This window comes from Streptomyces macrolidinus, assembly GCF_023887685.1.
Classification (GTDB): Bacteria; Actinomycetota; Actinomycetes; order Streptomycetales; family Streptomycetaceae; genus Streptomyces; species Streptomyces macrolidinus.
The window spans coordinates 1-24,551 of record NZ_JAMWMR010000014.1 but is presented as its reverse complement, the minus strand read 5'-3'; the positions used below and the strand labels follow the sequence as shown (position 1 = coordinate 24,551).

At 70.8% G+C, this 24,551-nt stretch carries 24 protein-coding genes; 17 read left to right on the top strand and 7 right to left on the bottom strand.

Going from position 1 to position 24,551, the window contains the following annotated elements; genetic code table 11:
* Nucleotides 1–72: 72 nt before the first annotated feature.
* Nucleotides 73–924: a sulfurtransferase gene (locus tag NGF19_RS16975; protein WP_252425781.1), complete on the top strand. Its 852-nt coding sequence runs from the start codon at nucleotides 73–75 to the stop codon at nucleotides 922–924.
* 84 nt (nucleotides 925–1,008) lie between these two features.
* Here NGF19_RS16975 and sepH read toward each other — a convergent pair whose 3' ends face one another.
* On the bottom strand, nucleotides 1,009–2,040 hold the full coding sequence (gene sepH / locus NGF19_RS16970; protein ID WP_252425780.1) for a septation protein SepH: 1,032 nt from the start codon (nucleotides 2,038–2,040) through the stop codon (nucleotides 1,009–1,011).
* Between the two features lie 516 nt (nucleotides 2,041–2,556).
* Between sepH and NGF19_RS16965 the strand changes: the two genes are divergently transcribed.
* Entirely contained in the window at nucleotides 2,557–3,354 is a 798-nt protein-coding gene (locus NGF19_RS16965; protein ID WP_252425779.1) for a hypothetical protein, read from the top strand.
* On the opposite strand, the gene NGF19_RS16960 is transcribed toward NGF19_RS16965, so the two are convergent.
* Together NGF19_RS16960 and NGF19_RS16955 are read right to left on the bottom strand one after the other, a co-directional pair.
* The gene (locus NGF19_RS16960) at nucleotides 3,278–4,597 is read right to left on the bottom strand and encodes a D-arabinono-1,4-lactone oxidase (RefSeq protein ID WP_252425778.1); all 1,320 of its coding nucleotides are present in this window, start codon (nucleotides 4,595–4,597) and stop codon (nucleotides 3,278–3,280) included. The genes NGF19_RS16965 and NGF19_RS16960 overlap by 77 nt on opposite strands.
* Nucleotides 4,557–5,795, bottom strand: coding sequence for an MFS transporter (locus tag NGF19_RS16955; RefSeq protein WP_252425777.1), 1,239 nt, complete (start codon nucleotides 5,793–5,795; stop codon nucleotides 4,557–4,559). The genes NGF19_RS16960 and NGF19_RS16955 overlap by 41 nt, the downstream gene beginning before the upstream one ends.
* 202 nt (nucleotides 5,796–5,997) lie before the next feature.
* Between NGF19_RS16955 and NGF19_RS16950 the strand changes: the two genes are divergently transcribed.
* Nucleotides 5,998–7,125, top strand: a complete 1,128-nt coding sequence (locus tag NGF19_RS16950) for a ferrochelatase (protein WP_252425776.1) — start codon at nucleotides 5,998–6,000, stop codon at nucleotides 7,123–7,125.
* A gap of 8 nt (nucleotides 7,126–7,133) precedes the next feature.
* Entirely contained in the window at nucleotides 7,134–7,952 is an 819-nt protein-coding gene (locus NGF19_RS16945) for an inositol monophosphatase family protein (protein WP_252425775.1), read from the top strand.
* A gap of 96 nt (nucleotides 7,953–8,048) precedes the next feature.
* Here the strand turns inward: NGF19_RS16945 and NGF19_RS16940 are convergent, their stop codons facing one another.
* The gene (locus NGF19_RS16940) at nucleotides 8,049–8,222 is read right to left on the bottom strand and encodes a hypothetical protein (RefSeq protein WP_252425774.1); all 174 of its coding nucleotides are present in this window, start codon (nucleotides 8,220–8,222) and stop codon (nucleotides 8,049–8,051) included.
* 355 nt (nucleotides 8,223–8,577) lie between these two features.
* Here NGF19_RS16940 and NGF19_RS16935 point away from each other — a divergent pair, with 355 nt between their 5' ends.
* The 4 genes from NGF19_RS16935 (at nucleotide 8,578) to NGF19_RS16920 (ending at nucleotide 12,069) form a co-directional block, all read left to right on the top strand.
* The gene (locus NGF19_RS16935) at nucleotides 8,578–9,231 is read left to right on the top strand and encodes a response regulator transcription factor (RefSeq protein WP_252425773.1); all 654 of its coding nucleotides are present in this window, start codon (nucleotides 8,578–8,580) and stop codon (nucleotides 9,229–9,231) included.
* A 5-nt stretch (nucleotides 9,232–9,236) separates the two neighbouring features.
* Nucleotides 9,237–10,469, top strand: coding sequence for a sensor histidine kinase (locus NGF19_RS16930; protein WP_252425772.1), 1,233 nt, complete (start codon nucleotides 9,237–9,239; stop codon nucleotides 10,467–10,469).
* Between the two features lie 390 nt (nucleotides 10,470–10,859).
* Nucleotides 10,860–11,156 (top strand): DUF4193 domain-containing protein, encoded by a 297-nt coding sequence (locus NGF19_RS16925; protein WP_003993510.1) that lies wholly within the window; start codon nucleotides 10,860–10,862, stop codon nucleotides 11,154–11,156.
* 13 nt (nucleotides 11,157–11,169) lie between these two features.
* Nucleotides 11,170–12,069: a hypothetical protein gene (locus tag NGF19_RS16920; protein ID WP_252425771.1), complete on the top strand. Its 900-nt coding sequence runs from the start codon at nucleotides 11,170–11,172 to the stop codon at nucleotides 12,067–12,069.
* A gap of 8 nt (nucleotides 12,070–12,077) precedes the next feature.
* Here NGF19_RS16920 and NGF19_RS16915 read toward each other — a convergent pair whose 3' ends face one another.
* Entirely contained in the window at nucleotides 12,078–12,539 is a 462-nt protein-coding gene (locus tag NGF19_RS16915) for a DUF3093 domain-containing protein (RefSeq protein WP_252425770.1), read from the bottom strand.
* Nucleotides 12,540–12,597: 58 nt separating this feature from the next.
* Here NGF19_RS16915 and NGF19_RS16910 point away from each other — a divergent pair, with 58 nt between their 5' ends.
* The 7 genes from NGF19_RS16910 to NGF19_RS16880 all read left to right on the top strand — a co-directional run bounded on the left by NGF19_RS16910 (nucleotide 12,598) and on the right by NGF19_RS16880 (nucleotide 19,108).
* Nucleotides 12,598–13,182, top strand: coding sequence for a PaaI family thioesterase (locus tag NGF19_RS16910; RefSeq protein ID WP_252425769.1), 585 nt, complete (start codon nucleotides 12,598–12,600; stop codon nucleotides 13,180–13,182).
* A complete protein-coding gene (gene dut, locus NGF19_RS16905) occupies nucleotides 13,179–13,694 on the top strand; it encodes a dUTP diphosphatase (RefSeq protein WP_252425768.1) in 516 nt (171 codons plus the stop codon). Before NGF19_RS16910 ends, dut begins: the two co-directional genes overlap by 4 nt.
* Before the next feature lies 1 nt (nucleotide 13,695).
* On the top strand, nucleotides 13,696–14,457 hold the full coding sequence (locus NGF19_RS16900) for a DUF3710 domain-containing protein (protein ID WP_252425767.1): 762 nt from the start codon (nucleotides 13,696–13,698) through the stop codon (nucleotides 14,455–14,457).
* 228 nt (nucleotides 14,458–14,685) lie between these two features.
* A complete protein-coding gene (locus NGF19_RS16895) occupies nucleotides 14,686–17,229 on the top strand; it encodes an ATP-binding protein (protein WP_252425766.1) in 2,544 nt (847 codons plus the stop codon).
* A complete protein-coding gene (locus NGF19_RS16890) occupies nucleotides 17,226–17,909 on the top strand; it encodes a response regulator (RefSeq protein WP_252425765.1) in 684 nt (227 codons plus the stop codon). The genes NGF19_RS16895 and NGF19_RS16890 overlap by 4 nt, the downstream gene beginning before the upstream one ends.
* A 77-nt stretch (nucleotides 17,910–17,986) precedes the next feature.
* Nucleotides 17,987–18,385, top strand: a complete 399-nt coding sequence (locus NGF19_RS16885; RefSeq protein WP_252425764.1) for an OB-fold nucleic acid binding domain-containing protein — start codon at nucleotides 17,987–17,989, stop codon at nucleotides 18,383–18,385.
* 3 nt (nucleotides 18,386–18,388) lie between these two features.
* The gene (locus tag NGF19_RS16880) at nucleotides 18,389–19,108 is read left to right on the top strand and encodes a DUF3159 domain-containing protein (protein ID WP_252425763.1); all 720 of its coding nucleotides are present in this window, start codon (nucleotides 18,389–18,391) and stop codon (nucleotides 19,106–19,108) included.
* Between the two features lie 77 nt (nucleotides 19,109–19,185).
* On the opposite strand, the gene NGF19_RS16875 is transcribed toward NGF19_RS16880, so the two are convergent.
* Together NGF19_RS16875 and NGF19_RS16870 are read right to left on the bottom strand one after the other, a co-directional pair.
* Nucleotides 19,186–19,869: a potassium channel family protein gene (locus NGF19_RS16875; RefSeq protein ID WP_252425762.1), complete on the bottom strand. Its 684-nt coding sequence runs from the start codon at nucleotides 19,867–19,869 to the stop codon at nucleotides 19,186–19,188.
* Nucleotides 19,869–20,540: a potassium channel family protein gene (locus NGF19_RS16870; protein WP_252425879.1), complete on the bottom strand. Its 672-nt coding sequence runs from the start codon at nucleotides 20,538–20,540 to the stop codon at nucleotides 19,869–19,871. Before NGF19_RS16870 ends, NGF19_RS16875 begins: the two co-directional genes overlap by 1 nt.
* Nucleotides 20,541–20,945: 405 nt before the next feature.
* Between NGF19_RS16870 and NGF19_RS16865 the strand changes: the two genes are divergently transcribed.
* A complete protein-coding gene (locus NGF19_RS16865; RefSeq protein ID WP_252425761.1) occupies nucleotides 20,946–22,994 on the top strand; it encodes an APC family permease in 2,049 nt (682 codons plus the stop codon).
* Between the two features lie 74 nt (nucleotides 22,995–23,068).
* On the top strand, nucleotides 23,069–24,397 hold the full coding sequence (locus NGF19_RS16860) for a class I SAM-dependent RNA methyltransferase (protein WP_252425760.1): 1,329 nt from the start codon (nucleotides 23,069–23,071) through the stop codon (nucleotides 24,395–24,397).
* Nucleotides 24,398–24,551 lie beyond the last annotated feature (154 nt).

Here is a 24,551-nt window from a genome sequence, read left to right as displayed (position 1 = left end):
CAGGGCTCTCCGGCGCGGCGGAGCAGCCGGAACCGGGCTCCGCGGCCACCCTCATACGCCAAGATGAGGGCTATGAAGGCCATCATCTCCGCATCCGAACTCGCGAGCGACTTGGCAGGGTCCCGACCGCCCACGGTGCTCGACGTCCGCTGGCAAATGAGCACCGCGAAGGCGGCGGGCGCCGCTCCCTTCGACGGTCGCGCCGCCCATGCGGCCGGGCACATCCCGGGCGCCGTCTTCGTGGATCTCGACGCCGATCTCGTGGCTCCGCCGGGGCCCGCCGGACGGCATCCGCTGCCCGACCCGGAGCACTTCGGCGCGGCCATGCGCGCCGCGGGCGTCCGCGCGGACCGGCCGGTCGTCGTGTACGACGGCGGACAGAGCTGGGCCGCGGCCCGTACCTGGTGGATGCTGCGCTGGGCGGGTCACCCGGACGTGAGCGTCCTCGACGGCGGGTTGACCACCTGGGACGGCCCGTTGGCCACCGGCACCGAGGAGCCCGCACCCGGTGACTTCCAGCCCGTGCCGGGCGGGATGCCGCTCCTGGACGCCGACGGAGCCGCGGCGCTCGTCCGTACGGGGCTGCTGCTGGACGCGCGGGCCGGTGAGCGCTACCGGGGCGAGGTGGAGCCGATCGACCCGGTGGCCGGCCACATCCCGGGCGCGGTGTCGGCACCGACGACGGAGAACGTGACCGGGACCGGCCGCTTCCGGTCCGCCGCCGAACTCGCCGAACGCTTCAAGGCACTTGGCGCCACGGAGGGCACCGAGGTGGGGGTGTACTGCGGATCCGGTATCTCCGCCGCGCACCAGGTGCTGGCGCTCGCGGTGGCGGGGATCCCGGCCGCGCTGTACGTGGGGTCGTGGTCGGAGTGGTCGGCGGACGCCGCCCGCCCGGTCGCGGTGGGTCCCGACCCGGAGTGACCGGGCGGGGTCCACGCCCGCGCGGCGTGGACCCCGTCGTGGTACGTGGCGCGGCAACTCCTGCCTGCCGCCCGGCTGTTCGGGCTACTCCTGCTTCTTGCGCCGGGTCCCGAACACGATCTCGTCCCAGCTCGGGACCGCCGCCCTGCGGCCGGGCCGGACACCGTCCGCCTCGGCCTGGCGGTCCGTCGCGCCGACCAGACGGTCCCGGTGGCTGCCGACCGTGCGCGGCATGAGGATGTCCGCGTACGCCGAACCGGCCGACGCCGCGGGAGCGGGGGGCTCCTCCGCCTCGGGTTCCTCGGCGGCCTCCTCCTGCGGTTCCGTGGGCCGCTCGGGCACCACCATGTCGCCGCGGAAGCTCGGCACCGCCTCCAGGAGGCTCGTGAGCGAGTCGCGCTCACTCGCGCTCTCCTCGGCGGGCTCGGGCGAGGGCGGGGCGGGCCGGTCGATCTGGCGGTCCAGGGCGCGGTCCATGCGGCCCTCGCGCGGCAGGCGTGCGATGCGCGGCACGAAGGGGTGGCTCGGCTCGGGCGCCGCGAGGTCGTCGGACTCGCCGATCAGGGAGCGCGCCTCGTCGTCGACGGCCTGGACGAGTCGTCGGGGCGGGTCGTACGTCCAGCTCGCCGAGTGCGGCTCACCGGCCACGCGGTAGACGAGCAGCACCTCCCAGGTGCCGTCGTCGCGCCGCCAGGAGTCCCACTGGACGGTGTCCTTCTCGGCGCCGCGCAGCAGCAGCCGTTCCTGGACGGCCTCGCCGAGCTGGGGCCCGGCGTTCTCGCCGGGGCGACGTACGGGTGTCTTGCGCGCGCGCTCGGCCATGAAGGCGCGCTCCGCGAGGACGGGGCCCTCGAAGCGGCGTACGCGGTCGACGGAGATACCGGCGAGTTGGGCGACCTCTTCGGCGGAGGCGCCGGCACGTATCCGTGCCTGGATGTCCCGGGGGCGGAGATGGCTCTCCACCTCGATCTCGATCTGGCCGAGGCGGGGACGGTCGCCGCGCACGGCGGCGCGGAGCCGTTCGTCGATCGGAAGCGTGTACTCCGTGCTGTCCGCAGCCTTCAGCACCAGCCGTGTGCCGTCATTGGAGACGGCCACGACACGCAGTTCGGGCATGGGGACCTCCCGGGTGGTGCCTGCCGACGTCACGTGCGTCGCTGCTTCCGCTAGTCGAGTGTGGCCTGCCCGGGTGCAGCCTGCCACAACCTTGCCGAGTTGCCCGGCGTGTCGGGCACGGGCCCTGGATCGCCGTTATGGCACGGTTACCTATTCGCAACGCTAAGTGACCAACACCGTCACCCTGTGCAACAAGCCCCCTCCCGGCAGTCCAGCAGGGTCCCGGACATCCTGGCGGGATACCGGACCCAGGGGTCGCAACAGTACTCCATTCGGGCCACCTCCGTGGATCAACGCGCCGCCCCGACTTCCGGCAAGGGGTGCGAGTCGGCCGAGATGCGCCGCTTTCGAGTTCCTGAAACGTGGCGGACTTCACCTATCCGTCAGAAACGGAACTATTCGTTTCGGGCGTACGTCCCCTTTCTCGGACAGATGAACGACCGCATTCGACATCGGGCGTTCATGTGTGAACGGTCATGAACGGTCGTGGATGGGAAAGGCGGGAAAGTTCCGGTGATGCGTGAGAAACCGGACGGCGGTGCGGGTGCGGGGGCCGGAGCGTCCGGCAAGAAGAAGCGGCTGGATCTGAGCGTTCCCCAGGTGGCCGGGAGCGCCCTGGCCGCGGTGGTCGCCGCCAAACTCGCCTCGTCCTTCGGCGTCTACGGGACGATCCTGGGCGCGGGCGTGGTCAGCCTCGTCGCCACCTGCGGTGGTTCGGTCCTCCAGCATGTCTTCCGGCGCACCGGCGAGCAGCTGCGCGACGTGGCCGTGCGGGGCAGGAGCCGCGAGGAGCAAGGGCCGGTGGGCCCGGGGGAGTTCACCGAGGGGACCGTCTACCGGGCCCGGACCAGGCGCTGGCGACGGCCGGTGGTCGCCGCCGCCGTCGTCTTCGGCGTCACCATGGCCGGGATCACCACGTACGAACTGGTGTCGGGCAGCAGCTTCAGCGGCGGTTCGAGCACCACCACGGTCCGCGATGTCCTGACCGGTCACAGCGAGTCGTCCTCGAAGCAGGACCCGTCGCCCTCGCCCTCGTGGACGCCGTCGCGTGGCACCGACGCGCCGTCGGGCGGTGCCACGCGGGGCGGTACGCCGTCCGCGGGCGAGGGAACCGGAGCGCCCACCGGACGCGAGAGCGCCGACCCGGCGAAGAGCCCGGCGCCCGGTGCCACGACCGGCCCGGACGCCGGTTCCGGCAGCCCGTCGCCGACCGCGACACCTACGCCCGGCGCCTCGGTCACGCCCCCAGCACCCGACGCAGATAGCGGTTCCCGAAGCGGCGATCCGGGTCCAGACGGTCCCGCAGGGCCGTGAACTCGCCGAAGCGCGGATAGACCTCCGCCAGGTACTCCGCGTCACGCGTGTGCACCTTGCCCCAGTGCGGCCGTCCCTCGTGCGCGGTGAAGATCCGCTCGGCGGCGGTGAAGTATGCCTGATAGGGCGTACCGCGGAACATGTGTACGGCGATGTAGGCGCTGTCCCGGCCGGACGCGGTGGAGAGCGTGATGTCGTCGGCCGGGGCGGTGCGGACCTCCACGGGGAAGCTGATGCGCAGGTTCGACCGGTCGATCATGGCCTTCAGTTCGCGCAGCGTCTCGGGCAGGGCCTCGCGCGGGACGGCGTACTCCATCTCCAGGAACCGCACCCGGCGCGGCGAGGTGAAGACCTTGTAGGGGATGTCCGTGTACGTGCGGGCCGACAGCAGGCGGCTGGAGAGTCCGGCGATCGCCGGGATCGTGGCGGGCGCGGCGCGGCCGACCCAATTGGCCACCTGGAAGACGTTGTTGGAGAGGAACTCGTCCTCGAACCAGCCGCTCACCCGCCCTACCGGCCGCTCCGGTCCGGCGCTGCGGTTGTTGCGCTTGGTGGTGGTGCTGCCGGTGTGCGGGAACCAGTAGAACTCGAAGTGCTCGTTCTCGGCGCAGAGTTCGTCGAACTCGGCGAGGACCTGGTCCAACGGCATCGGCTCCTCGCGCGCGGTGAGCAGGAAGACCGGCTCCACCGCGAAGGTGAGGGCGGTGACGATCCCCAGGGCGCCGAGGCCGATCCGGGCGGCGGCGAAGACGTCGGGGTTCTCCTCCTCGGAGCAGGTGAGCACCGTGCCGTCCGCCGTCATCAGCTCAAGTCCCTTGAGCTGGGCGGCGATCGACGCCGAGTCGCGGCCGGTGCCGTGCGTGCCGGTGCTGGTGGCGCCGGAGACCGTCTGCTCCATGATGTCGCCCATGTTCGTGAGCGAGAGCCCCTCGCGCGCGAGCGCCACATTGAGTCTCTTGAGCGGCGTCCCCGCCTCGACGGTGACGGTACCGGCCGCACGATCGATCTTGCGGATGCCGGTCAACAGTTGAGGGTGTATCAACACCCCGTCGGTCGCGGCGGCGGCCGTGAAGGAGTGCCCGGTGCCGACGGCCTTCACCGTGAGGCCGTCCTCCGCCGCCTTGCGTACGGCGGCGGAGAGTTCCTCCACCGAGGCGGGGGTGACCTCCCGTACGGGCCGGGCGGTGACGTTCCCCGCCCAGTTACGCCACGTGCCGCTCTTCCCGCTCGCTGTGGTGCTCAAGGGCCCCTCCCCGCTGCCGAACCGGCTTGCGCAGCCGGCGATACCCGAGGAAACCGACCGCGGTCGCGACGGCTCCGGACACCACCGGAACCCCGTACCCGGCCCGAGCGCCGGCGGCGTCGATCACCCAGCCGCCCACGGAGGAGCCGATCGCGACCCCGACGGCGAGCCCGGTGGACACCCAGGTCATGCCCTCGGTCAGGTGCGCGCGTGGTACGTGCCGCTCGATGAGGCCCATAGTCGTGATCATCGTGGGTGCGATGGACAGACCCGCCACGAACAGCGCCACGGACAGAAACAGCAGGTTTCCGACCAGTAGGAGGGGGATCATACTCACGGTCATCGCACACACGCCCAGCAGCCACCTGCGTTCCGGCGCTCCGGTGAAGCGCAGCAGCCCGAAGACGACACCGGCGACACAGGAACCCGCCGCGTACAGCGCCAGCACGACGCTGGCGATCGCCTTGTGGTGCTGCTCCTCGGCGAAGGCGACGGTCACCACGTCGATCGCGCCGAAGATCGTTCCGACCGCGACGAACGTGGCCACCAGGACCTGGAGTCCGGGGGAGCGCAGCGCCGAGGCCCCGCCGTGCCGCTCGCGCGGGTGCGGCTCCGGCTCGGTGGCGCGCTGCGCGGTGAGCCAGAAGACGCCGGTCGCGAGGAACCCCGCGGCGAGCAGCGGCCCGGCCTCCGGGAACCAACTGGTGGACAGGCCGATGGAGATGATCGGCCCGAAGATGAAGCAGACCTCGTCCACCACCGACTCGAAGGAGTAGGCGGTGTGCAGCTGCGCGGTGCCGCCGTACAGGGCCGCCCAGCGCGCCCGGACCATCGCGCCGAGGCTCGGCACGGAACCGATGCCCGCCGCGCACGCGAACAGCACCCAGTCCGGCCAGGACAGATGCACGGCCAGCAGCAGCCCGGTGGCCGCGGCCAGCGCGACAAGCGTCGCCGGGCGCAGCACCCGCCGCTGCCCGTGCCGGTCCACCAGGCGGGATATCTGCGGGCCGATCGCGGCGGCGGACAGCGCGATGGTGGCGGAGAGCGCGCCCGCGAGCCCGTAGCGCCCCGTGAGCTGGGAGATCATCGTGACCACGCCGATGCCCATCATCGACAGCGGCATCCGTCCGAGGAAGCCGGCTGCGGAGAAGCCCTTGGAACCGGGGGCGGCGAACAGGGCGCGGTACGGGCTGGGCACGGGGACTCCGATACGTCCGGTAAGGCGTGAAATGCGGCACGCGCCTTACGAGTCAGGCAAACGTAATGTATGCGGAGCCTTCTCGCGGCACCAGAGCCCGGGCCTCACGGCACCGGAGCGCGAGGCGCCTTCGTCGATCCGGCACCGGCGGACGGGGCGGTCGGCGGGAGCGGTGTCGGTGGCGGGTGGCAGGATCGTAGACATGCCCGAAGCACGTGATGCCAGCCCGTACGACGCTCTGCTGCTCCTCTCGTTCGGAGGCCCGGAGGGCCCGGACGACGTGGTCCCGTTCCTGGAGAACGTGACGAGGGGGCGGGGCATCCCCAAGGAGCGCCTGAAGGAGGTGGGACAGCACTACTTCCGCTTCGGCGGGGTCAGCCCGATCAACGAGCACAACCGCGCCCTCCTCACCGCCCTCCGCAAGGACTTCGCGGAACACGGCCTCGACCTGCCCGTGTACTGGGGCAACCGCAACTGGGCGCCGTATCTGACCGACACCCTGCGCGAGATGGTCAACGCGGGCCATCGCCGCATCCTGACCCTCGCCACGAGCGCGTACGCCTCCTACTCGGGCTGCCGCCAGTACCGCGAGAACCTCGCGGACGCGCTGGCCACCCTGGAGGCCGAGGGCCTCGAACTGCCGCGGATCGACAAGCTGCGGCACTACTTCAACCACCCCGGCTTCGTGGAGCCCATGGCCGAGGGCCTGGTGAAGTCCCTGGCCGACCTCCCCGAGGAGGTCCGAGCGGCCGCCCACATCGCCTTCACCACCCACTCCGTCCCGCACACCACGGCGGACACCTCCGGCCCGGTCGAGGGCCACGGGGACGGCGGGGCGTACCTCCGCCAGCATCTGGACGTGGCGCGAGTGATCGCCGAGACCGTGCGCGAGAAGACCGGCGTCGACCACCCCTGGCAGCTCGTCTACCAGTCCCGCTCCGGCGCCCCGCACATCCCCTGGCTGGAGCCGGACATCTGCGACCACCTGGAGCGGTTGCACGACGCCGGGGTCCCCGCGGTCGTGATGGCCCCCATCGGGTTCGTCTCGGACCACATGGAGGTCCTCTACGACCTCGACACGGAGGCCACGGCGAAGGCCGGGGAGTTGGGGCTGCCGGTACGCCGCTCGGCCACCGTGGGCGACGACCCGCGGTTCGCCGCCGCGGTCCGCGACCTGATCCTCGAACGTGCCGCCGTCGAGCGGGGGCAGCAGGTCACCCCGTGCGCCCTCGGCAGCCTGGGCCCGAGCCACCAGGTCTGCCCGGTGGGCTGCTGCCCCGGCCGTACCCCCAAGCCCGCAGCCGCGGGCGCCGACAGCCCGTACGCGTGAGGAGCACCGTGAGCGAACAGCCCGAACCGTCCGGCCGACTGACGGCAGAACTCCTCGAGATCGCCCTGGACGCCGCCACGCGCGCGGGCACGTTCCTGCGCGACGGACGCCCCGAGGACCTCGGCGTGGCGGCCACCAAGTCCAGCGCCATCGACGTCGTCACCGAGATGGACATCGAGGCCGAGAAGCTGATCACCGGCCTGCTCACCGACCGCAGGCCGGACGACGGCCTGCTCGGCGAGGAAGGCGCCAGCGTCGAGGGCAGCAGCGGCGTCGAGTGGGTGATCGACCCGATCGACGGCACCGTCAACTACCTCTACGGACTGCCCAGTTGGGCGATCTCGATAGCGGCCCGCAAGGACGGGGAGACGCTCGTCGGGGTCGTCCACGCGCCGATGCGCGGGGAGCTCTTCCGGGCCGTCAAGGGCCAGGGCGCGTTCGTCAACGACCGCCCCGCGCGCGTGCGCCCCGCGGCCGAGCCGAGCCTCGCCCTCGTGAGCACCGGCTTCGGCTACCTTGCCGAGCGCAAGGCCCACCAGGCCGAGGTCGTCCGGCAGCTCATCCCCGAGGTACGGGACATCCGCCGGGGCGGCTCCGCCGCGATCGACCTGTGCGACGTGGCGGCGGGCCGCCTGGACGCGTACTACGAGCGCGGGCTGAACCCCTGGGACTACGCGGCGGGCGACCTGATCGCCCGCGAGGCGGGCGCCCTGACCGGAGGCCGCCCCGGAGAGCCGCTCTCCCCGGCCCTGACCATCGCGGCTCCGCCCGGCCTGTTCGAGGTCCTCCAGGCCCGCCTGGACGACCTGGGCGCCTGGCACGACTGACCGCGCCCGACCGCGACGCGTCACCGCGCCGCACCGCACGCGGCGGGGCCCCGGCCTGGATCTGCCGGGGCCCCGCCGCGTGCTTCTACGTGCCGCTCAGGCGCGCGTCGCGCCGACTTCCACACCGTGCTCGGCGGCAAGGCGGTGCAGATCGTCGAGTTCCGACTGCTCGACCTCCGCGAGGAAGTCGTCGCCGGTTTCGCGGGCCCGCGTCAGGTCGGACTCGGTAGCCCGTATGCGCTGGAGAAGCCCTGCGGTGAATGCGTCCATGCTGCGCCCCCTCGTCCTGGGTCGTGGGATCGGTGGCACGGGGTGTGTGCCTTCGGGAAGGGAAACGATCACGACGGAAAGCGGTGGGCGGCCGACCACAGGGTGGTGTGCCACGCGCAGAGCGTGATCGTGGGGTGTAAACCCGTCCTCCCCTCGCCTTCTTCCGTGGAAACCTCACGGGGGCGAGAAAATTTCGCATTCCCGGGCAGCCGGGCCGCTCCTGCCCGCCTCCCCACCCCTCTTACAGCCGGTTTATGGTCGAAAAGGGCAGGATGGAGCCCATCATCCAGACAGCCCAGCCCTGCGGGGTGCGCGCGATCAGGTCGCGCGGGTGGACAGAGGAAGGACAAACGACGTGCGCGTACTCGTCGTCGAGGACGAGCAACTGCTCGCCGATGCGGTGGCCACCGGACTGCGCCGGGAGGCCATGGCCGTCGACGTCGTGTACGACGGTGCGGCGGCCCTGGAGCGCATCGGCGTCAACGACTACGACGTGGTCGTCCTCGACCGCGATCTCCCGCTGGTGCACGGCGACGACGTCTGCCGCAAGATCGTCGAGCTGGGCATGCCCACGCGTGTGCTGATGCTCACGGCGTCGGGCGACGTCAGCGACCGTGTGGAAGGCCTGGAGATCGGCGCCGACGACTACCTCCCCAAGCCGTTCGCGTTCAGCGAGCTGATCGCGCGCGTGCGCGCCCTCGGGCGGCGTACGAGCATGCCGCTGCCGCCCGTCCTGGAGCGCGCCGGGATCAAGCTCGACCCCAACCGCCGCGAGGTCTTCCGCGACGGCAGGGAGGTCCAGCTCGCCCCCAAGGAGTTCGCCGTCCTCGAAGTCCTCATGCGCAGCGAGGGCGCCGTCGTCTCGGCCGAGCAGCTCCTGGAGAAGGCCTGGGACGAGAACACGGACCCCTTCACCAACGTCGTACGCGTGACGGTCATGACCCTGCGCCGCAAGCTGGGCGAGCCCCCGGTCATCGTCACCGTGCCCGGCTCCGGATACCGGATCTGATCACCGTGGCCCCCACCCCCGCGCCGCCCTCGGCGCCGCCCAAGCCCACCTGGAACCCCCGCAGGCCCGAGCCCCCGTTCCCCTGGCTGCGCCCGACCATCCGGATACGGCTCACGCTGCTGTACGGCGGCATGTTCCTGATCGCGGGCATCCTGCTGCTGTCGATCATCTATCTGTTCGCGGCGCACGCGCTCAACGTGGGCAGCGAGCTGCCGTTCAAGATCATCTCTGGTCAGGTGATCAGCGACAGTTGCAACTTCCCGTCCCGCCCGTCGGCCAGCGAGCTGAACGACGCGATGAACGCGTGCGCGAACGAACAGCGCCAGCACGCCCTGGACAACCTCCTCAGCCGCTCGCTGTTGGCCCTGCTCGGCCTCGCCGTGATCGCCTTCGCCTTCGGGTACGCGATGGCCGGACGCGTGCTGTCGCCGCTCGGCCGGATCACGCGCACGGCCCGCGCGGTGGCCGGATCGGACCTGTCCCGCCGTATCGAACTGGACGGCCCGGACGACGAGCTGAAGGAGCTGGCGGACACCTTCGACGACATGCTGGAGCGGCTGCAGCGGGCCTTCACGGCCCAGCAACGGTTCGTCGGCAACGCCTCGCACGAGCTGCGCACCCCCCTCGCGATCAATCGCACGCTCCTGGAGGTGCACCTCTCCGACCCCGGCGCCCCGGTCGAGCTCCAGCAGCTCGGGAAGACGCTGCTGGCCACCAACGAGCGCAGCGAGCAGCTCGTGGAAGGGCTGCTGCTGCTCGCCCGCAGCGACAACCAGATCGTCGAGCGCAAGCCCGTCGACCTCGCCGAAGTGGCCTCCCGGGCCATCGACCAGGTGCATGCCGAGGCGGAGTCCAAGGGAGTCGAGATCCGCGGCGAACGCTCCGCGGCGGTCGTCCAGGGCAATGGCGTCCTGCTGGAACGGATCGCCCTGAACCTCGTCCAGAACGCGGTGCGCTACAACGTCCCGGAGGGCGGCTGGGTCGAGGTGACGACCGAGGTCCAGCACGGCCAGGCGGTCCTGCTGGTCTCCAACACCGGACCCGTGGTCCCCGCCTACGAGATCGACAACCTCTTCGAGCCCTTCACACGCCTGCGCAACGAGCGCACGGGCAGCGACAAGGGCGTCGGCCTGGGCCTTTCCATCGCGAGGTCCGTGGCGCGCGCCCACGGTGGTCACATCACCGCGCAGCCTCGTGAGGGGGGTGGCCTGGTGATGCGAGTTACCCTGCCCGTCTGAGGCCTTGCACGGTCCGGCCCGTGTTCGCCACGTGCGGAATTCCCGGGTTCTGGACACGGTCGCGCCCTGTGTGATCGATCACAGGAGCGCGATTCCGGCCACCCACTCTCCGTGATCGCACAAGGTCCCAAACATCGGGAAAATCCGGGTTTTCTGGGCCCTTGATCACGGGAAGTACACGATGAGATGCCTTTGAAATGCGGCACAGGGACCGTGTACGGTCCGGTTCGCCATCCAACCCGATCACTCTTGAGGAGTCCGGTTGGGTGTCGATTGAGTAACAGACCTTGATGTGAGGCAAAATCTCCGCCTCGAGGCGGGCACAAGTCCGGCCTCTCACGCGTTACGTGCGCTGGAGACACCCGCAGACACCCAGAGGGGGAGAGCGAAATGGCAACCGATTACGACACTCCACGCAAGACCGATGACGATGTCGACTCCGACAGCCTTGAAGAGCTGAAGGCTCGGCGGAACGACAAGTCCGCCTCCGCCGTCGACGTCGACGAGTTCGAGGCCGCCGAGGGCCTGGAGCTCCCGGGCGCCGATCTCTCCAACGAGGAATTGGCCGTCCGGGTGCTGCCGAAGCAGCAGGACGAGTTCACGTGCATGAGCTGCTTCCTGGTGCACCACCGCAGCCAGCTGGCCCGGGAGAAGAACGGTCAGCCGATCTGCCGCGACTGCGACTGAGCAGGGGTCGGCCGTGACTGGCTCGACCCCTCCTCGGAAGCGCCGCTTCTCGCGCAGGGAAGCGGACCACGAGCCGTACGACGGCTCTCACCGCGTGCGTGACGACGAGCGAGGCTCTTCCGCCACCGGAGCAGCCTCGCTCGAACCGACACCCACGCCCACGGCCCCCGGTGGGCCGACGGTGCCGGCCGCAGTGCCCGCACCGGTCGCACGGCGCCGTGCGGCTGCCGTCAGGCGCGGAATCCAGGAGGGCGTCCGCAAGGGCGGCAGCCAAGCCAAGGCGGGGCTGGCGTACCTCACGGACCGGATCATCGAACTGCCCCCGCGCATCCCCGTACGGGATCTCGCGACCCTCCGCAGGCAGTTCCCCGGCCTCGGACCCGAGGAACTCGCGGACAAGCTCGTCGCAGGCGCGGCAGGGGCATCGGCCGTGGTCGGAGCCGGGGTGGGCGCCGTGGCGATGCTGCCGGTACCGCCCGCCATGCCGACCGAGCTGGCCACGGAGATCACCGGCGTCGCGGCGGTCGAGATGAAGCTGATCGCCGAGCTGTACGAGGTCTACGGCGTTCGCCCGTCCGGCGGTCTCACCCAGCGCAGCACCACGTATCTGAGGTCCTGGACCGGGGAGCGCGGGATCCGGGTCGCCAAGCCGTCGACGATCGACGCGGCCTTCGGCGGACAGATGAAGCGCGAACTGCGCCAGCAGATCATGAAGCGCATGGTCCGGGACCTGCCGAACCTCATGCCGTTCATGGTGGGCGCCACGGTGGGCGCGGTCATGAACCGGCGGGACACCAGGCGGCTCGCGGAGCGTATCCGCGCGGACCTGCGGCGGATGCAGGTGCCCTGGGCGGAACTGCCCGAACTGCCGCCGCTGGAGAAGCCCGCCGACCCCCTGGAACTCGGCCCCTGAGCCCTCGGCTAGCCCTTGGCCGCTGCCGCCTTGAGCGCTGCCGCCAGGCGCTGCGGCTCCCGTGTCGACAGATACAGATACGGGGTCGGGTCCGCCGGGTCCGTGACCTCGATCTTCACAGCCGTCGGGATGTAGGCGCGAAGAAGCATGAAGGCGTGCGGGTTCGCCTTGTAGGTGCGCCAGGCGCGCGCCTCCTCCTGGTCCAGGATCTCCGTGTCACCGAGGGCCGACAGCGGGATCTTCGCCTCGCCCGCGATCAGCGAGTCCCCCACCACACGGATGCGGACGGAACCGTACGAGCTGGCCACGACCGCCGCGACCGCGGTGCCGCCGACCAGCCCGCCCAGCAGCGGCAGCGTGCCGAAGGGGGTGAGGATCAGGGCCATCGAGCAGCCGATCAGGAGACACATCAGCCACCAGCTACGGGGCGCGGTGAGACGTTCTTCGTACGGTGACGCGGAGAGCTGCATGAGGCCAAGCTTGGCACGATGTCCGGACCGTCCTCACGCGCGGGTAAGGTCTGCGGCTGTGAGTGGTACTTCCGCAGCTCTGACGCCCCCCGCCGACGCCCTGGCGCCCGTACGGCACCCCGACGCGCCCGCCCCGGGCGAACTGCTCGGCGCCCACTACGAACAGTGTTTCGGTTGCGGAGGCGAGCAGCCGCACGGACTGCACCTCCAGGCGCGGGCCGGTGAGGGAGTCGCCCTGACCGCCGAGTTCACCGTGCGCGCCGCCCACCAGGGCGCGCCGGGCCTCGCGCACGGCGGGCTCCTCACCACCGCCCTCGACGAGACCCTCGGCTCGCTGAACTGGCTGCTGCGTACCATCGCGGTGACCGGCCGCCTGGAGACCGACTTCGTGCGGCCCGTCCCCGTCGACACCGTGCTTCATCTGGAAGCCGAGGTCACGGCGGTCGCGGGGCGCAAGATCTACTCGAGGGCGACCGGACGGATAGGCGGCCCGGACGGGCCCGTCGCCGTCCGCGCCCAGGCCCTCTTCATCGAGGTGAAGGTCGACCACTTCATCGACAACGGCCGCCCGGAGGAGATCCAGGCGGCGATGAGCGACCCGGACCAGGTCCGGCGTGCCCGTGCCTTCGAGGTGAACCCGTGACCCCTGCCCCCCTGAACGTGCTGATCCGGCGTATCGACCCGGACGTACCGCTTCCCGCGTACGCGCATCCCGGCGACGCGGGAGCCGATCTGCGCACCACCGAGAGCTGCGAGCTGGCCCCCGGTGAGCGTGCCGTACTGCCCACAGGTGTGTCTGTAGCGCTCCCCGAGGGGTACGCGGCGTTTGTGCATCCGCGCTCCGGGCTTGCCGCGCGCTGCGGTGTCGCCCTCGTGAATGCCCCAGGGACGGTTGATGCCGGGTACCGTGGGGAGATCAAGGTGATCGTGGTGAACCTCGATCCGCGCGAACCGGTGCGGTTCGAGCGCTTCGACCGGATTGCCCAACTGGTCGTCCAGCAGGTCGAGAGGGTCCGCTTCCAGGAGGTCGCGGAGCTTCCCGATTCGGCGCGGGCCGAGGGGGGCTTCGGGTCCACCGGCGGTCATGCCGCCGTGGGCGGCACAACGGGTGGGAATCGATACGCTTCGGTCGTATCCGACCGGGAAGGACAGTGACGTGTTCGGACGTCGGAACAAGAAGGATGCCGCCGACAGCGCGGCCGGCGAGGCCGAGCAGGTCGTCGACGGTGTCGACACTGACGCGGACGAGGCCGAGCGCGAGCGCGTGAGGCTCGAACCGGCGCCGCGACCCGAGGGTCCCTGGGACAGCTCCGAGGTCCGTGAGCCCGCCGAGGGCCGCGTGGACCTGGGCGGTCTGTTCGTGCCCGGAGTCGAGGGCATGGAGCTGCGGGTCGAGGTCGCGGGTGACGCGATCGTCGCGGCGACCGTCGTCCTGCGCGACAGCGCCATCCAGTTGCAGGCCTTCGCGGCTCCCAAGCGCGAGGGCATCTGGGGCGAGGTCCGCGAGGAGATCGGCAGCGGCATCACCCAGCAGGGCGGCATCATCGACGAGGCCGAGGGGCCGCTGGGCTGGGAGCTGCGCGCGCAGGTACCGGTCCAGCTTCCGGACGGCACGGGCGGATTCCAGGTCGTGCGGTTCGTCGGCGTGGACGGCCCCCGCTGGTTCCTGCGGGGTGTGATCTCCGGACAGGGCGCCGTGCAGCCGCAGGCCGCGGGTCTGCTGGAGCAGATCTTCCGGGACACGGTCGTCGTCCGGGGCGAAGGCCCCATGGCGCCGCGCGACCCGATCGTGCTGAAGCTGCCGAACGACGCGCAGATGGTGCCCGAGGGCGGCGTGCAGCAGGAGGAAGGCGCCTCGCGCTTCTCCGGCAGCATGGGCCAGCTCCAGCGCGGCCCCGAGATCACCGAGGTCCGCTGACCGCCGACCGGCCCGAGGGCTCGTACCTCGTACGAAGAGCAGGCCGCACCACTCACGGAGGGGTGCGGCCTTTCCCCTGCGTGTGCCCTCGCGCCGGGTCCCCGGGGCGGCCCGCATCAGGGTTCCGTCAAAGACACCCCCGGGCGTGTCCCCCGCCCCTTTTGCCGTGATTATTGGCCGTAAGGTCTACGCAGCGTGCTGAGCTGCGACGAGGAAGACAATGAGGCCATGGGACGCGGCAAGCTTCGGATCTACCTCGGTGCGGCACCGGGCGTGGGCAAGACCTATGCGATGCTCTCCGAGGCCCATCGCCGGGTCGAGCGGGGCACCGACTGCGTGGTCGGCTTCGTGGAGCACCACGACCGGCCCCGTACCGAGGTGATGCTGCACGGCCTGGAGCAAGTCCCGCGCAGGGCGCTGGAGTACCGCGGCAGCACCTTCACCGAGATGGACGTGGACGCCGTACTGCGCCGCGCCCCCGCCGTCGCGCTCGTGGACGAACTCGCCCACACCAACGTGCCCGGCTCCCGCAACGCCAAGCGCTGGCAGGACGTCGAGGAGCTGCTGGCCGCGGGGATCAACGTGGTCTCGACCGTCAACATCCAGCATCTGGAGTCGCTCGGTGACGTCGTGGAGTCGATCACCGGCGTACGGCAGCGCGAGACCGTACCCGACGAGGTGGTGCGCCGCGCGGACCAGATCGAACTGGTGGACATGTCGCCGCAGGCGCTGCGCCGGCGCATGGCCCACGGCAACATCTACCAGCCCGACAAGGTCGACGCGGCCCTGTCGAACTACTTCCGGCCCGGGAACCTGACCGCGCTGCGGGAGCTGGCCCTGCTCTGGGTCGCCGACCGGGTCGACGAGTACCTGAACGAGTACCGCAGCCAGCACAAGGTGTCGACGATCTGGGGCTCGCGGGAGCGGATCGTCGTCGGGCTGACCGGCGGCCCCGAGGGGCGCACCCTGATCCGCAGGGCCGTACGGCTGGCGGAGAAGGGCGCGGGCGGCGAGGTCATGGCCGTCTACATCGCCCGCAGCGACGGACTGACCTCGGCCTCGCCCAAGGAACTCGCCCTCCAGCGCACCCTCGTCGAGGACCTCGGCGGCACCTTCCACCATGTGGTCGGCGACGACACCCCGGCGGCCCTGCTCGACTTCGCGCGCGGCGTCAACGCCACCCAGATCGTGCTCGGCTCCTCGCGCCGCAAGGCCTGGCAGTACGTCTTCGGACCCGGCGTCGGCGCCACGGTCGCCCGGGAGTCCGGCCCCGACCTCGACGTGCACATCGTCACGCACGAGGAGGCCGCCAAGGGGCGCGGCCTGCCCGTCGCCCGCGGCGCACGCCTCGGCCGCTCGCGCATCATCGCGGGCTGGCTGGTCGGCGTGGCCGGTCCGGTCGCCCTCACGCTGCTGCTGAACACCGTGCGTCTCGGCCTCGCCAACGACATGCTGCTGTTCCTGGCGCTGACCGTGGCCGCGGCGCTGCTCGGCGGGCTGCTGCCGGCGCTCGCCTCGGCGGCCGGCGGCTCCCTGCTGCTGAACTACTTCTACACACCGCCGCTGCACCGGCTGACCGTCTACGACCCGAAGAACATGGTCGCGATCGCCATCTTCGTCGGGGTGGGGGTGTCGGTCGCGTCGGTGGTGGACCTGGCGGCCCGGCGCACCCACCAGGCGGCCCGGCTGCGCGCCGAGTCGGAGATCCTCTCCTTCCTCGCGGGCAGCGTGCTGCGCGGCGAGACCAGCCTGGAGGCCCTGCTGGAACGGGTGCGCGAGACCTTCGGCATGGAGTCGGTGGCGCTGCTGGAGCGTACGAGCGAGGTCGACCCGTGGACCTGCGCCGGCAGCGTGGGCGCGGGCACGCCCGTCGAGCGGCCGGAGGACGCGGACGTGGACGTACCGGTCGGCGACCATATGGCGCTCGCGCTGTCCGGGAGGGTCCTGCCCGCCTCGGACCGCCGGGTGCTGGCCGCCTTCGGCGCGCAGGCCGCCGTGGTCCTGGACCGCCGACGGCTCCAGGAGGAGGCCGAGCAGGCCCGCGCGCTGGCCGAGGGCAACCGCATCCGTACCGCGCTGCTCGCGGCCGTCAGCCATGATCTGCGGACGCCGCTGTCGGCGATCAAGGCGGCGGTCTCCAGCCTGCGCTCCGACGACGTGGCGTGGTCCGAGGAGGACCAGGCCGAGCTGCTCGCCGCGATCGAGGAGGGCGCCGACCGCCTCGACCACCTCGTCGACAACCTGCTGGACATGTCACGGCTGCAGACCGGTACGGTGACCCCGCTGATCCGCGGGATCGACCTGGACGAGGTGGTCCCCATGGCGCTCGGCGGGGTCCCGGAGGACAGCGTGGAGCTGGACATCCCGGAGACCCTGCCGATGGTCGCCGTGGACGCCGGACTCCTGGAGCGCGCGGTCGCCAACCTCGTCGAGAACGCGGTCAAGTACAGCCCCCTCGGCACCCCGGTGGTGGTGTCCGCGAGCGCCCTCGCCGAGCGCGTGGAGGTCCGTGTCGTCGACCGCGGTCCGGGCGTGCCCGACGACGCGAAGGAGCGCATCTTCGAGCCCTTCCAGCGCTACGGAGACGCCCCGCGCGGCGCAGGCGTCGGTCTCGGCCTCGCGGTCGCCCGCGGCTTCGCCGAGGCCATGGGCGGCACGCTGAACGCCGAGGACACCCCCGGCGGAGGGCTGACGATGGTCCTCACCCTCCGGGCCGCGGGGGGCCCGCACGACTTGGCACGACAGGCCGAAGCAGAAAGGCAAACCACATGACTCGGGTGCTCGTGGTCGACGACGAGCCGCAGATCGTACGCGCCCTCGTGATCAACCTGAAGGCGCGCAAGTACGAGGTCGACTCGGCGTCCGACGGCGCGACCGCGCTCCGGCTCGCCGCCGCCCGCCACCCCGACGTCGTGGTGCTCGACCTCGGGCTGCCCGACATGGACGGCGTCGACGTGATCAAGGGGCTGCGCGGCTGGACCCGGGTCCCGATCCTGGTGCTGTCCGCCCGCCACTCCTCGGACGAGAAGGTCGAGGCACTGGACGCGGGCGCCGACGACTACGTCACCAAGCCCTTCGGCATGGACGAGCTGCTCGCCCGCCTGCGCGCCGCCGTGCGCCGGGCCGAGCCGACCGGGGGCGGCGCGGACGACGTGCTGGTCAAGGCGGAGGGGTTCACCGTCGACCTGGTCGCGAAGAAGGCCAACCGGGCCGGGAAGGACATACGCCTGACCCCCACGGAGTGGCATCTGCTGGAGGTCCTCGTCCGCAACGCGGGCCGTCTGGTCAGCCAGAAGCAGCTCCTCCAGGAGGTGTGGGGGCCGTCGTACGGCACGGAGACGAACTACCTGCGGGTCTACATGGCCCAGCTCCGGCGCAAGCTGGAGGCGGACCCGTCGCATCCGCGGCACTTCATCACGGAGCCGGGGATGGGCTACCGCTTCGAGAAGTGAGCCGGGGCGTCCCGGGGCCGCCTGTGACCGCGACCACGGGTTACGTCCGCGCCGGTGCCCCCCGGTAGGCTTTCGGTATGAGTGAGGTTCCTCGATCGGAAAGGCCGGCGGGCCGCTTCCGGCGCATGTTCGACCGGCTGTCCTCCTCGCAGGAGGACCTCGAGTCCGAGGAGCTGCGGGAGGACGCCGAGACCGCGGGCTGTACGCGCATCGGCGACTGCCAGGACCGGCAGATCGTCACGGTTACTGGTACCTTGCGCACGGTCACGCTGCGCCCGCGGGCCGGGGTCCCGGCCCTGGAGGCCGAACTGTTCGACGGCTCGGCGGCGCTGGACGTGGTGTGGCTCGGCAGACGCTCCATCGTCGGCATAGAACCGGGCCGCAAGCTGATCGCTTCGGGCCGGATCGCGATGAGCCGGGGCCGCAGAGTGCTGTTCAACCCGAAGTACGAACTCAGACCCCTCGGACGGGAGTAGCCGGTGACGTCACTCGAGAAGCCGACCGAAGACGCCCAGCAGGATTCGCGGGCGGTGACGGAGGCCGCGCTCTTCGAGGCGTTCGGCGGGGTCCGGGGCATGGTCGAGACCATGGTGCCCGGCCTTCTGTTCGTCACCATCTACACGATCAACAAGAACCTGTACTGGTCGGCGACGGCCGCGGTCGCGGTGTCGCTGCTGCTGGTCGCGGTCCGCCTCGTGATGCGGGACACCCTCAAGCACGCCTTCAGCGGTGTGTTCGGGGTGGCGTTCGGTGTGGTCTTCGCGATGATGACCGGCAAGGCCAAGGACTTCTATCTGCCGGGCATGCTCTACACGCTGGGCCTGGCCGTGGCGTACATCGCCACCACACTCGCCGGGGTCCCGCTGATCGGTCTGATCCTCGGCCCGGTCTTCAAGGAGAACCTCTCCTGGCGTACGCGCAATCCGGGCCGCAAGAAGGCGTACGCGAAGGCCAGTTGGGCCTGGGGGCTGATCCTGCTCGCCAAGTGCGTGGTCCTCTTCCCGCTGTACTGGTGGGCGGACACCACGCAACTGGGCTGGGTCCTGGTCGCGTTGAAGATCCCGCCGTTCCTGCTGGCCGTGTGGCTCACCTGGGTGTTCCTGGCGAAGGCGCCCGCGCCGATCGACGTGTTCGCGGAGATGGAGGCCGAGGAGGCCGCGGCCAAGGAGAGGGAGGCCGCGAGGGGCCACGAGGCCTAGCCGCACGTACGTAAGCCGAAGGGGCACCCGGAGTCTTCCGGGTGCCCCTTCGGCCTACGTACGACGTACGACCGCCGTCAGTCGGCCGTCTCCGTCTCCGCCCTGCGTACCGACAGCAGGTCCTCCAACTGTCCCTCCCGTGCCTGGGCCGCCACGAACAGCAGTTCGTCGCCCGCCTCCAGGGAGTCCTCCTGGGAAGGCGTGAGCACGCGCGTGCCGCGGATGATCGTCACCAGGGACGTGTCCTCGGGCCACTCCACGTCACCGACCTGCGTACCGGCCAGCGCCGACTCGGGCGGCAGGGTCAGCTCGACCAGGTTCGCGTCGCCATGGCTGAAGCGGAGCAGGCGGACCAGGTCGCCCACGCTCACCGCCTCCTCCACCAGGGCCGACATCAGGCGCGGGGTGGAGACGGCCACGTCCACGCCCCACGCCTCGTTGAACAGCCACTCGTTCTTGGGGTTGTTGACCCGGGCGACGACCCGCGGGACCCCGTACTCCGTCTTCGCCAGCAGCGACACGACCAGGTTCACCTTGTCGTCGCCCGTCGCGGCGATCACGACGTTGCAGCGCTGCAACGCCGCCTCGTCCAGGGACGTGATCTCGCAGGCGTCGGCCAGCAGCCACTCCGCCTGGGGAACGCGCTCGACCGAGATCGCGGTCGGCGCCTTGTCGATCAGCAGGACCTCGTGCCCGTTCTCCAGCAGCTCGCCCGCGATGGAGCGGCCCACGGCACCGGCACCGGCGATGGCGACCCTCATCAGTGACCGCCCTCCCGCTCAGGACCCTCGGCGAACGCCGCCTCGACCTTCTCGATGTCGTCCGTCCGCATCATCACGTGCACCAGGTCGCCTTCCTGCAACACCGTCTGCGAGCTGGGCAGTATGGCCTCGCCGAGCCGGGTGAGGAACGCCACGCGGACGCCCGTCTGCTCCTGCAGCCTGCTGACCTTGTGGCCGACCCACTCCGGCGCGGTGTGCACCTCGGCGAGCTGGACGCCACCGGTGGGGTCGCGCCACAGCGGCTCGGCGCCGGAGGGCAGCAGCCGCCGCAGCATCTGGTCCGCCGTCCAGCGGACCGTCGCGACGGTCGGGATACCGAGCCGCTGGTAGACCTCGGCGCGCCGGGGGTCGTAGATACGCGCCGCGACATTCTCGACGCCGAACATCTCGCGGGCCACCCGGGCGGCGATGATGTTGGAGTTGTCACCGCTGGAGACGGCGGCGAACGCGCCGGCCTCCTCGATGCCCGCCTCGCGCAGGGTGTCCTGGTCGAAGCCGACTCCGGTGACACGACGGCCGCCGAACCCGGAGCCCAGCCGCCGGAAGGCGGTGGGGTCCTGGTCGATCACAGCGACCGTGTGCCCCTGTTGCTCCAGGGTCTGGGCAAGAGCGGAACCCACTCTTCCGCAGCCCATGATGACGATGTGCACGACCGTCCTTCCGGTGTCAGTGGTCACGGCTGGGTCCGGACGCCGATGAGGCTTCCGGACGCGGCCCAAGCTACCCAAGCTACACACGCCCGGTCCGGGTAGGGCACCCCCCTCGGCCCGGTGTGGTCAGCGTCGGCTGATGCCGCGCAGACCGAGAAGAGTCAGGATTCCGAGGCCGACGAGTGCGACGGCGGCACCGACGAGTTCCGCGGTCATGTGCATGGAACCTCCGTGAAGCGCGAGATATGGGGGTTCGGGAAGCAAGTCATGGGGGTTTCGTCATATAGACATGCCGAACTCTTTACCTGCGGAATCCGCAGCCGATTGCTCAGCAAATTCACTCGTGAGGCAGATCTCTGTCAGGAGGGAGGCGGCCCCCAGTTCGAACCCTTACGATCCTCTCTTGTGTCCAAACTGACCGACGTGCCCAAGCGCATCCTGATCGGGCGCGCCTTGCGCAGTGACCGGCTGGGCGAAACGCTCCTGCCGAAGCGCATCGCACTTCCCGTCTTCGCTTCCGACTCGCTGTCCTCCGTGGCGTACGCGCCCGGCGAGGTCCTGCTGGTCCTGTCCATCGCGGGTGTGTCGGCGTACCACTTCAGCCCCTGGATAGCGGTCGCTGTCGCCGTGCTGATGCTGACCGTGGTCGCCTCCTACCGGCAGAACGTGCACGCCTACCCGAGCGGCGGCGGCGACTACGAGGTGGCGACCACCAACCTCGGCCCCAGGGCGGGCCTGACCGTCGCCAGCGCGCTTCTCGTCGACTACGTCCTCACGGTCGCCGTGTCGATCTCCTCGGGCATCGAGAACCTCGGCTCCGCGGTCCCCTTCGTCGTCCAGCACAAGGTGCTCTGCGCGGTCGCCGTCATCGTGCTGCTGACGCTGATGAACCTGCGCGGCGTGAAGGAGTCGGGCACGCTCTTCGCGATCCCCACGTATGTGTTCGTCACCGGCGTCTTCGTCATGATCGCCTGGGGCGCCTTCCGCGGACTTGTCCTCGGTGACACCATGCGCGCACCGACGGCCGATTTCCACATCAAGGCCGAACACCAGGGACTCGCCGGTTTCGCTCTCGTCTTCCTGCTGCTGCGCGCCTTCTCCTCCGGCTGCGCCGCGCTCACCGGTGTCGAGGCGATCTCCAACGGCGTCCCCGCCTTCCGCAAGCCCAAGTCGAAGAACGCGGCGAGCACGCTGGCGATGATCGGTCTGCTGGCCGTGACGATGTTCTGCGGAATCATCACGCTGGCCATGACGACCAAGGTCCGGATGTCCGACAACCCGGCCACCAACCTGCTGCACAACGGCGTCCCGGTCGGTTCGGACTATGTGCAGAACCCGGTGATCTCGCAGGTCGCCGAGGCCGTCTTCGGCAAGGGCAGCTTCCTGTTCGTCATCCTGGCCGCGGCGACGGCGCTGGTCCTCTTCCTCGCCGCCAACACCGCCTACAACGGCTTCCCGGTGCTCGGCTCGATCTTGGCCCAGGACCGCTATCTGCCCCGCCAACTGCACACCCGCGGCGACCGCCTCGCCTTCTCCAACGGCATCGTGCTGCTCGCGGGCGCGGCCGTCCTGCTGACCGTGGTCTACGGCGCCGACTCGACCCGGCTGATCCAGCTCTACATCGTCGGCGTGTTCGTGTCCTTCACGCTCAGCCAGATCGGCATGGTCAAGCACTGGAACCGCCACCTGGCCGTCGAGAAGGACCCGGCGAAGCGCCGCCACATGACGCGCTCGCGCGCCATCAACACCTTCGGCGCCTTCCTCACCGGCACGGTCCTGGTCGTCGTCCTCATCACGAAGTTCACGCACGGCGCCTGGGTCGCCCTGCTCGGCATGTGCATCTTCTACGCGACGATGACCGCGATCCGTCGGCACTACGACCGCGTGGCCGACGAACTCGCCGCCCCCGAGGTGCCGAGCGACGACAGCGTGCGCCCCTCACGCGTCCACTCCGTACTGCTCATCTCCAAGATCCACCGCCCCACGCTGCGCGCCCTGGCCTACGCCAAGCTGCTGCGGTCGGACACCCTGGAGGCCCTCAGCGTCAACGTCGACCCGGCGGAGACCAAGGCACTCAAGGACGAGTGGGAGCGGCGCGGCATCGATGTCCCGCTGAAGGTCCTCGACTCCCCGTACCGCGAGGTCACCCGGCCCGTGATCGAGTACGTCAAGAGCCTGCGCCGGGAGTCGCCGCGCGACGCCGTGTCCGTGATCATCCCCGAGTACGTGGTGGGGCACTGGTACGAGCATCTGCTGCACAACCAGAGCGCGCTGCGCCTCAAGGGGCGGCTCCTGTTCACCCCCGGTGTGATGGTGACCTCGGTGCCCTACCAGCTCCAGTCCTCCGAGGCGGCGAGGGACCGGGCCCGCAGGCGGCAGGACTGGAACGCGCCGGGTGCGGTGCGCCGCGGACCGGCCGAGCCGCGGGCGAAGGAGCCCAGCGCCGGGAACTGACGCGTGCGGGGAGCACGTAGACTGGTGGGCTGTTGTCCAGCCGTTCCCTCTCGATGTTGTGGAGTTACCCCGCCATGCAGGCAGAACCGAAGAAGTCGCTGGTGGGGGAGGAGTACGAGGTCGAGATCGGCCCCGTCGCCCACGGTGGTCACTGCATCGCCCGGACCGACGAGGGCCAGGTCCTCTTCGTCCGGCACACGCTGCCCGGCGAGCGCGTCGTGGCCCGGGTGACGGAGGGCGAGGAGGGAGCCCGCTTCCTTCGCGCGGACGCGGTGCGGGTGCTGGAGGCCTCGAAGGACCGTATCGACGCCCCCTGCCCGTACGCCGGTCCGGGCCGCTGCGGCGGCTGTGACTGGCAGCACGCCAAGCCGGGTGCCCAGCGGCGACTGAAGGGCGAGGTGATCGCCGAGCAACTGCGGCGGCTCGCGGGCCTCACGCCCGAGGAGGCGGGCTGGGACGGCACGGTGGTCCCGGCCGAGGGCGACAAGCTCCCGGCGGGCGAGGTACCGAAGTGGCGTACGCGCGTGCAGTACGCGGTGGACGCCTCCGGACGCGCGGGGCTGCGGCGGCACCGCTCGCACGAGGTGGAGCCGGTCGACCACTGCATGATCGCCGCGGAGGGTGTCAGCGAGCTGGGCATCGAGAAGCGTGACTGGGCGGGCATGGACTGCGTCGAGGCGATCGCGGCGACGGGTTCGCAGGACCGCCAGGTCATCCTGACGCCCGAGCCGGGCGCGCGGCTGCCCCTGGTGGAGCTGGACCGCCCGGTGTCGGTGCTGCGGGTGGACGAGAAGTCCGGCGGCGTCCACCGCGTCCACGGCCGCCCGTTCGTCCGCGAACGCGCCGACGGCCGTACGTACCGCGTCGGGGGCGGCGGCTTCTGGCAGGTCCACCCGAAGGCGGCGGACACGCTGGTGACGGCGGTGATGCAGGGACTGCTGCCGCGCAAGGGCGACATGGCGCTGGACCTGTACTGCGGCGTCGGCCTCTTCGCGGGCGCGCTCGCCGACCGGGTCGGCGACCAGGGCGCGGTGCTCGGTATCGAGTCGGGCAAGCGCGCGGTGGAGGACGCCCGGCACAACCTGGCCGACTTCGACCGCGTCCGTATCGAACAGGGCAAGGTCGAATCGGTCCTCCCGCGCACGGGCATCACAGAGGTCGACCTGATCGTCCTGGACCCGCCCCGCGCGGGCGCGGGCCGCACCACGGTGACCCACCTGACGTCCCTGTCCGCCCGCCGCATCGCCTACGTGGCCTGCGACCCGGCAGCCTTGTCCCGCGACCTCGGGTACTTCCGGGAGGGCGGGTACCGGGTGCGGATGCTGCGGGCGTTCGATCTGTTTCCGATGACGCATCATGTGGAGTGCGTCGCGATCCTTGAACCGGCCGCAAAGGGCTCCTGACCTGCGGCTCTATGCACGCGCATTATGTGCGCTGTGGGCGTTACGGGCGATGCCTCGACGCTGGCTGCAGGCGTCGCCCTGGCCACGGCTGCCGCCGCGGGCAGTGCGGACGGTGCCGTTGGGAGTTTGAGCTCAGCTGTGCCAGCTGTGGGGT

Coding starts and splice junctions, on each gene's coding strand:
- NGF19_RS16875 (WP_252425762.1), bottom strand. CDS start 19,869: ATGAGGGTCGCCATCGCCGGTGCCGGTGCCGTGGGCCGCTCCATCGCG.
- sepH (WP_252425780.1), bottom strand. CDS start 2,040: ATGCCCGAACTGCGTGTCGTGGCCGTCTCCAATGACGGCACACGGCTG.
- NGF19_RS16975 (WP_252425781.1), top strand. CDS start 73: ATGAAGGCCATCATCTCCGCATCCGAACTCGCGAGCGACTTGGCAGGG.
- NGF19_RS16885 (WP_252425764.1), top strand. CDS start 17,987: ATGAGTGAGGTTCCTCGATCGGAAAGGCCGGCGGGCCGCTTCCGGCGC.
- NGF19_RS16895 (WP_252425766.1), top strand. CDS start 14,686: ATGGGACGCGGCAAGCTTCGGATCTACCTCGGTGCGGCACCGGGCGTG.
- NGF19_RS16890 (WP_252425765.1), top strand. CDS start 17,226: ATGACTCGGGTGCTCGTGGTCGACGACGAGCCGCAGATCGTACGCGCC.
- NGF19_RS16925 (WP_003993510.1), top strand. CDS start 10,860: ATGGCAACCGATTACGACACTCCACGCAAGACCGATGACGATGTCGAC.
- NGF19_RS16860 (WP_252425760.1), top strand. CDS start 23,069: ATGCAGGCAGAACCGAAGAAGTCGCTGGTGGGGGAGGAGTACGAGGTC.
- NGF19_RS16965 (WP_252425779.1), top strand. CDS start 2,557: ATGCGTGAGAAACCGGACGGCGGTGCGGGTGCGGGGGCCGGAGCGTCC.
- NGF19_RS16915 (WP_252425770.1), bottom strand. CDS start 12,539: ATGCAGCTCTCCGCGTCACCGTACGAAGAACGTCTCACCGCGCCCCGT.
- NGF19_RS16940 (WP_252425774.1), bottom strand. CDS start 8,222: ATGGACGCATTCACCGCAGGGCTTCTCCAGCGCATACGGGCTACCGAG.
- NGF19_RS16950 (WP_252425776.1), top strand. CDS start 5,998: ATGCCCGAAGCACGTGATGCCAGCCCGTACGACGCTCTGCTGCTCCTC.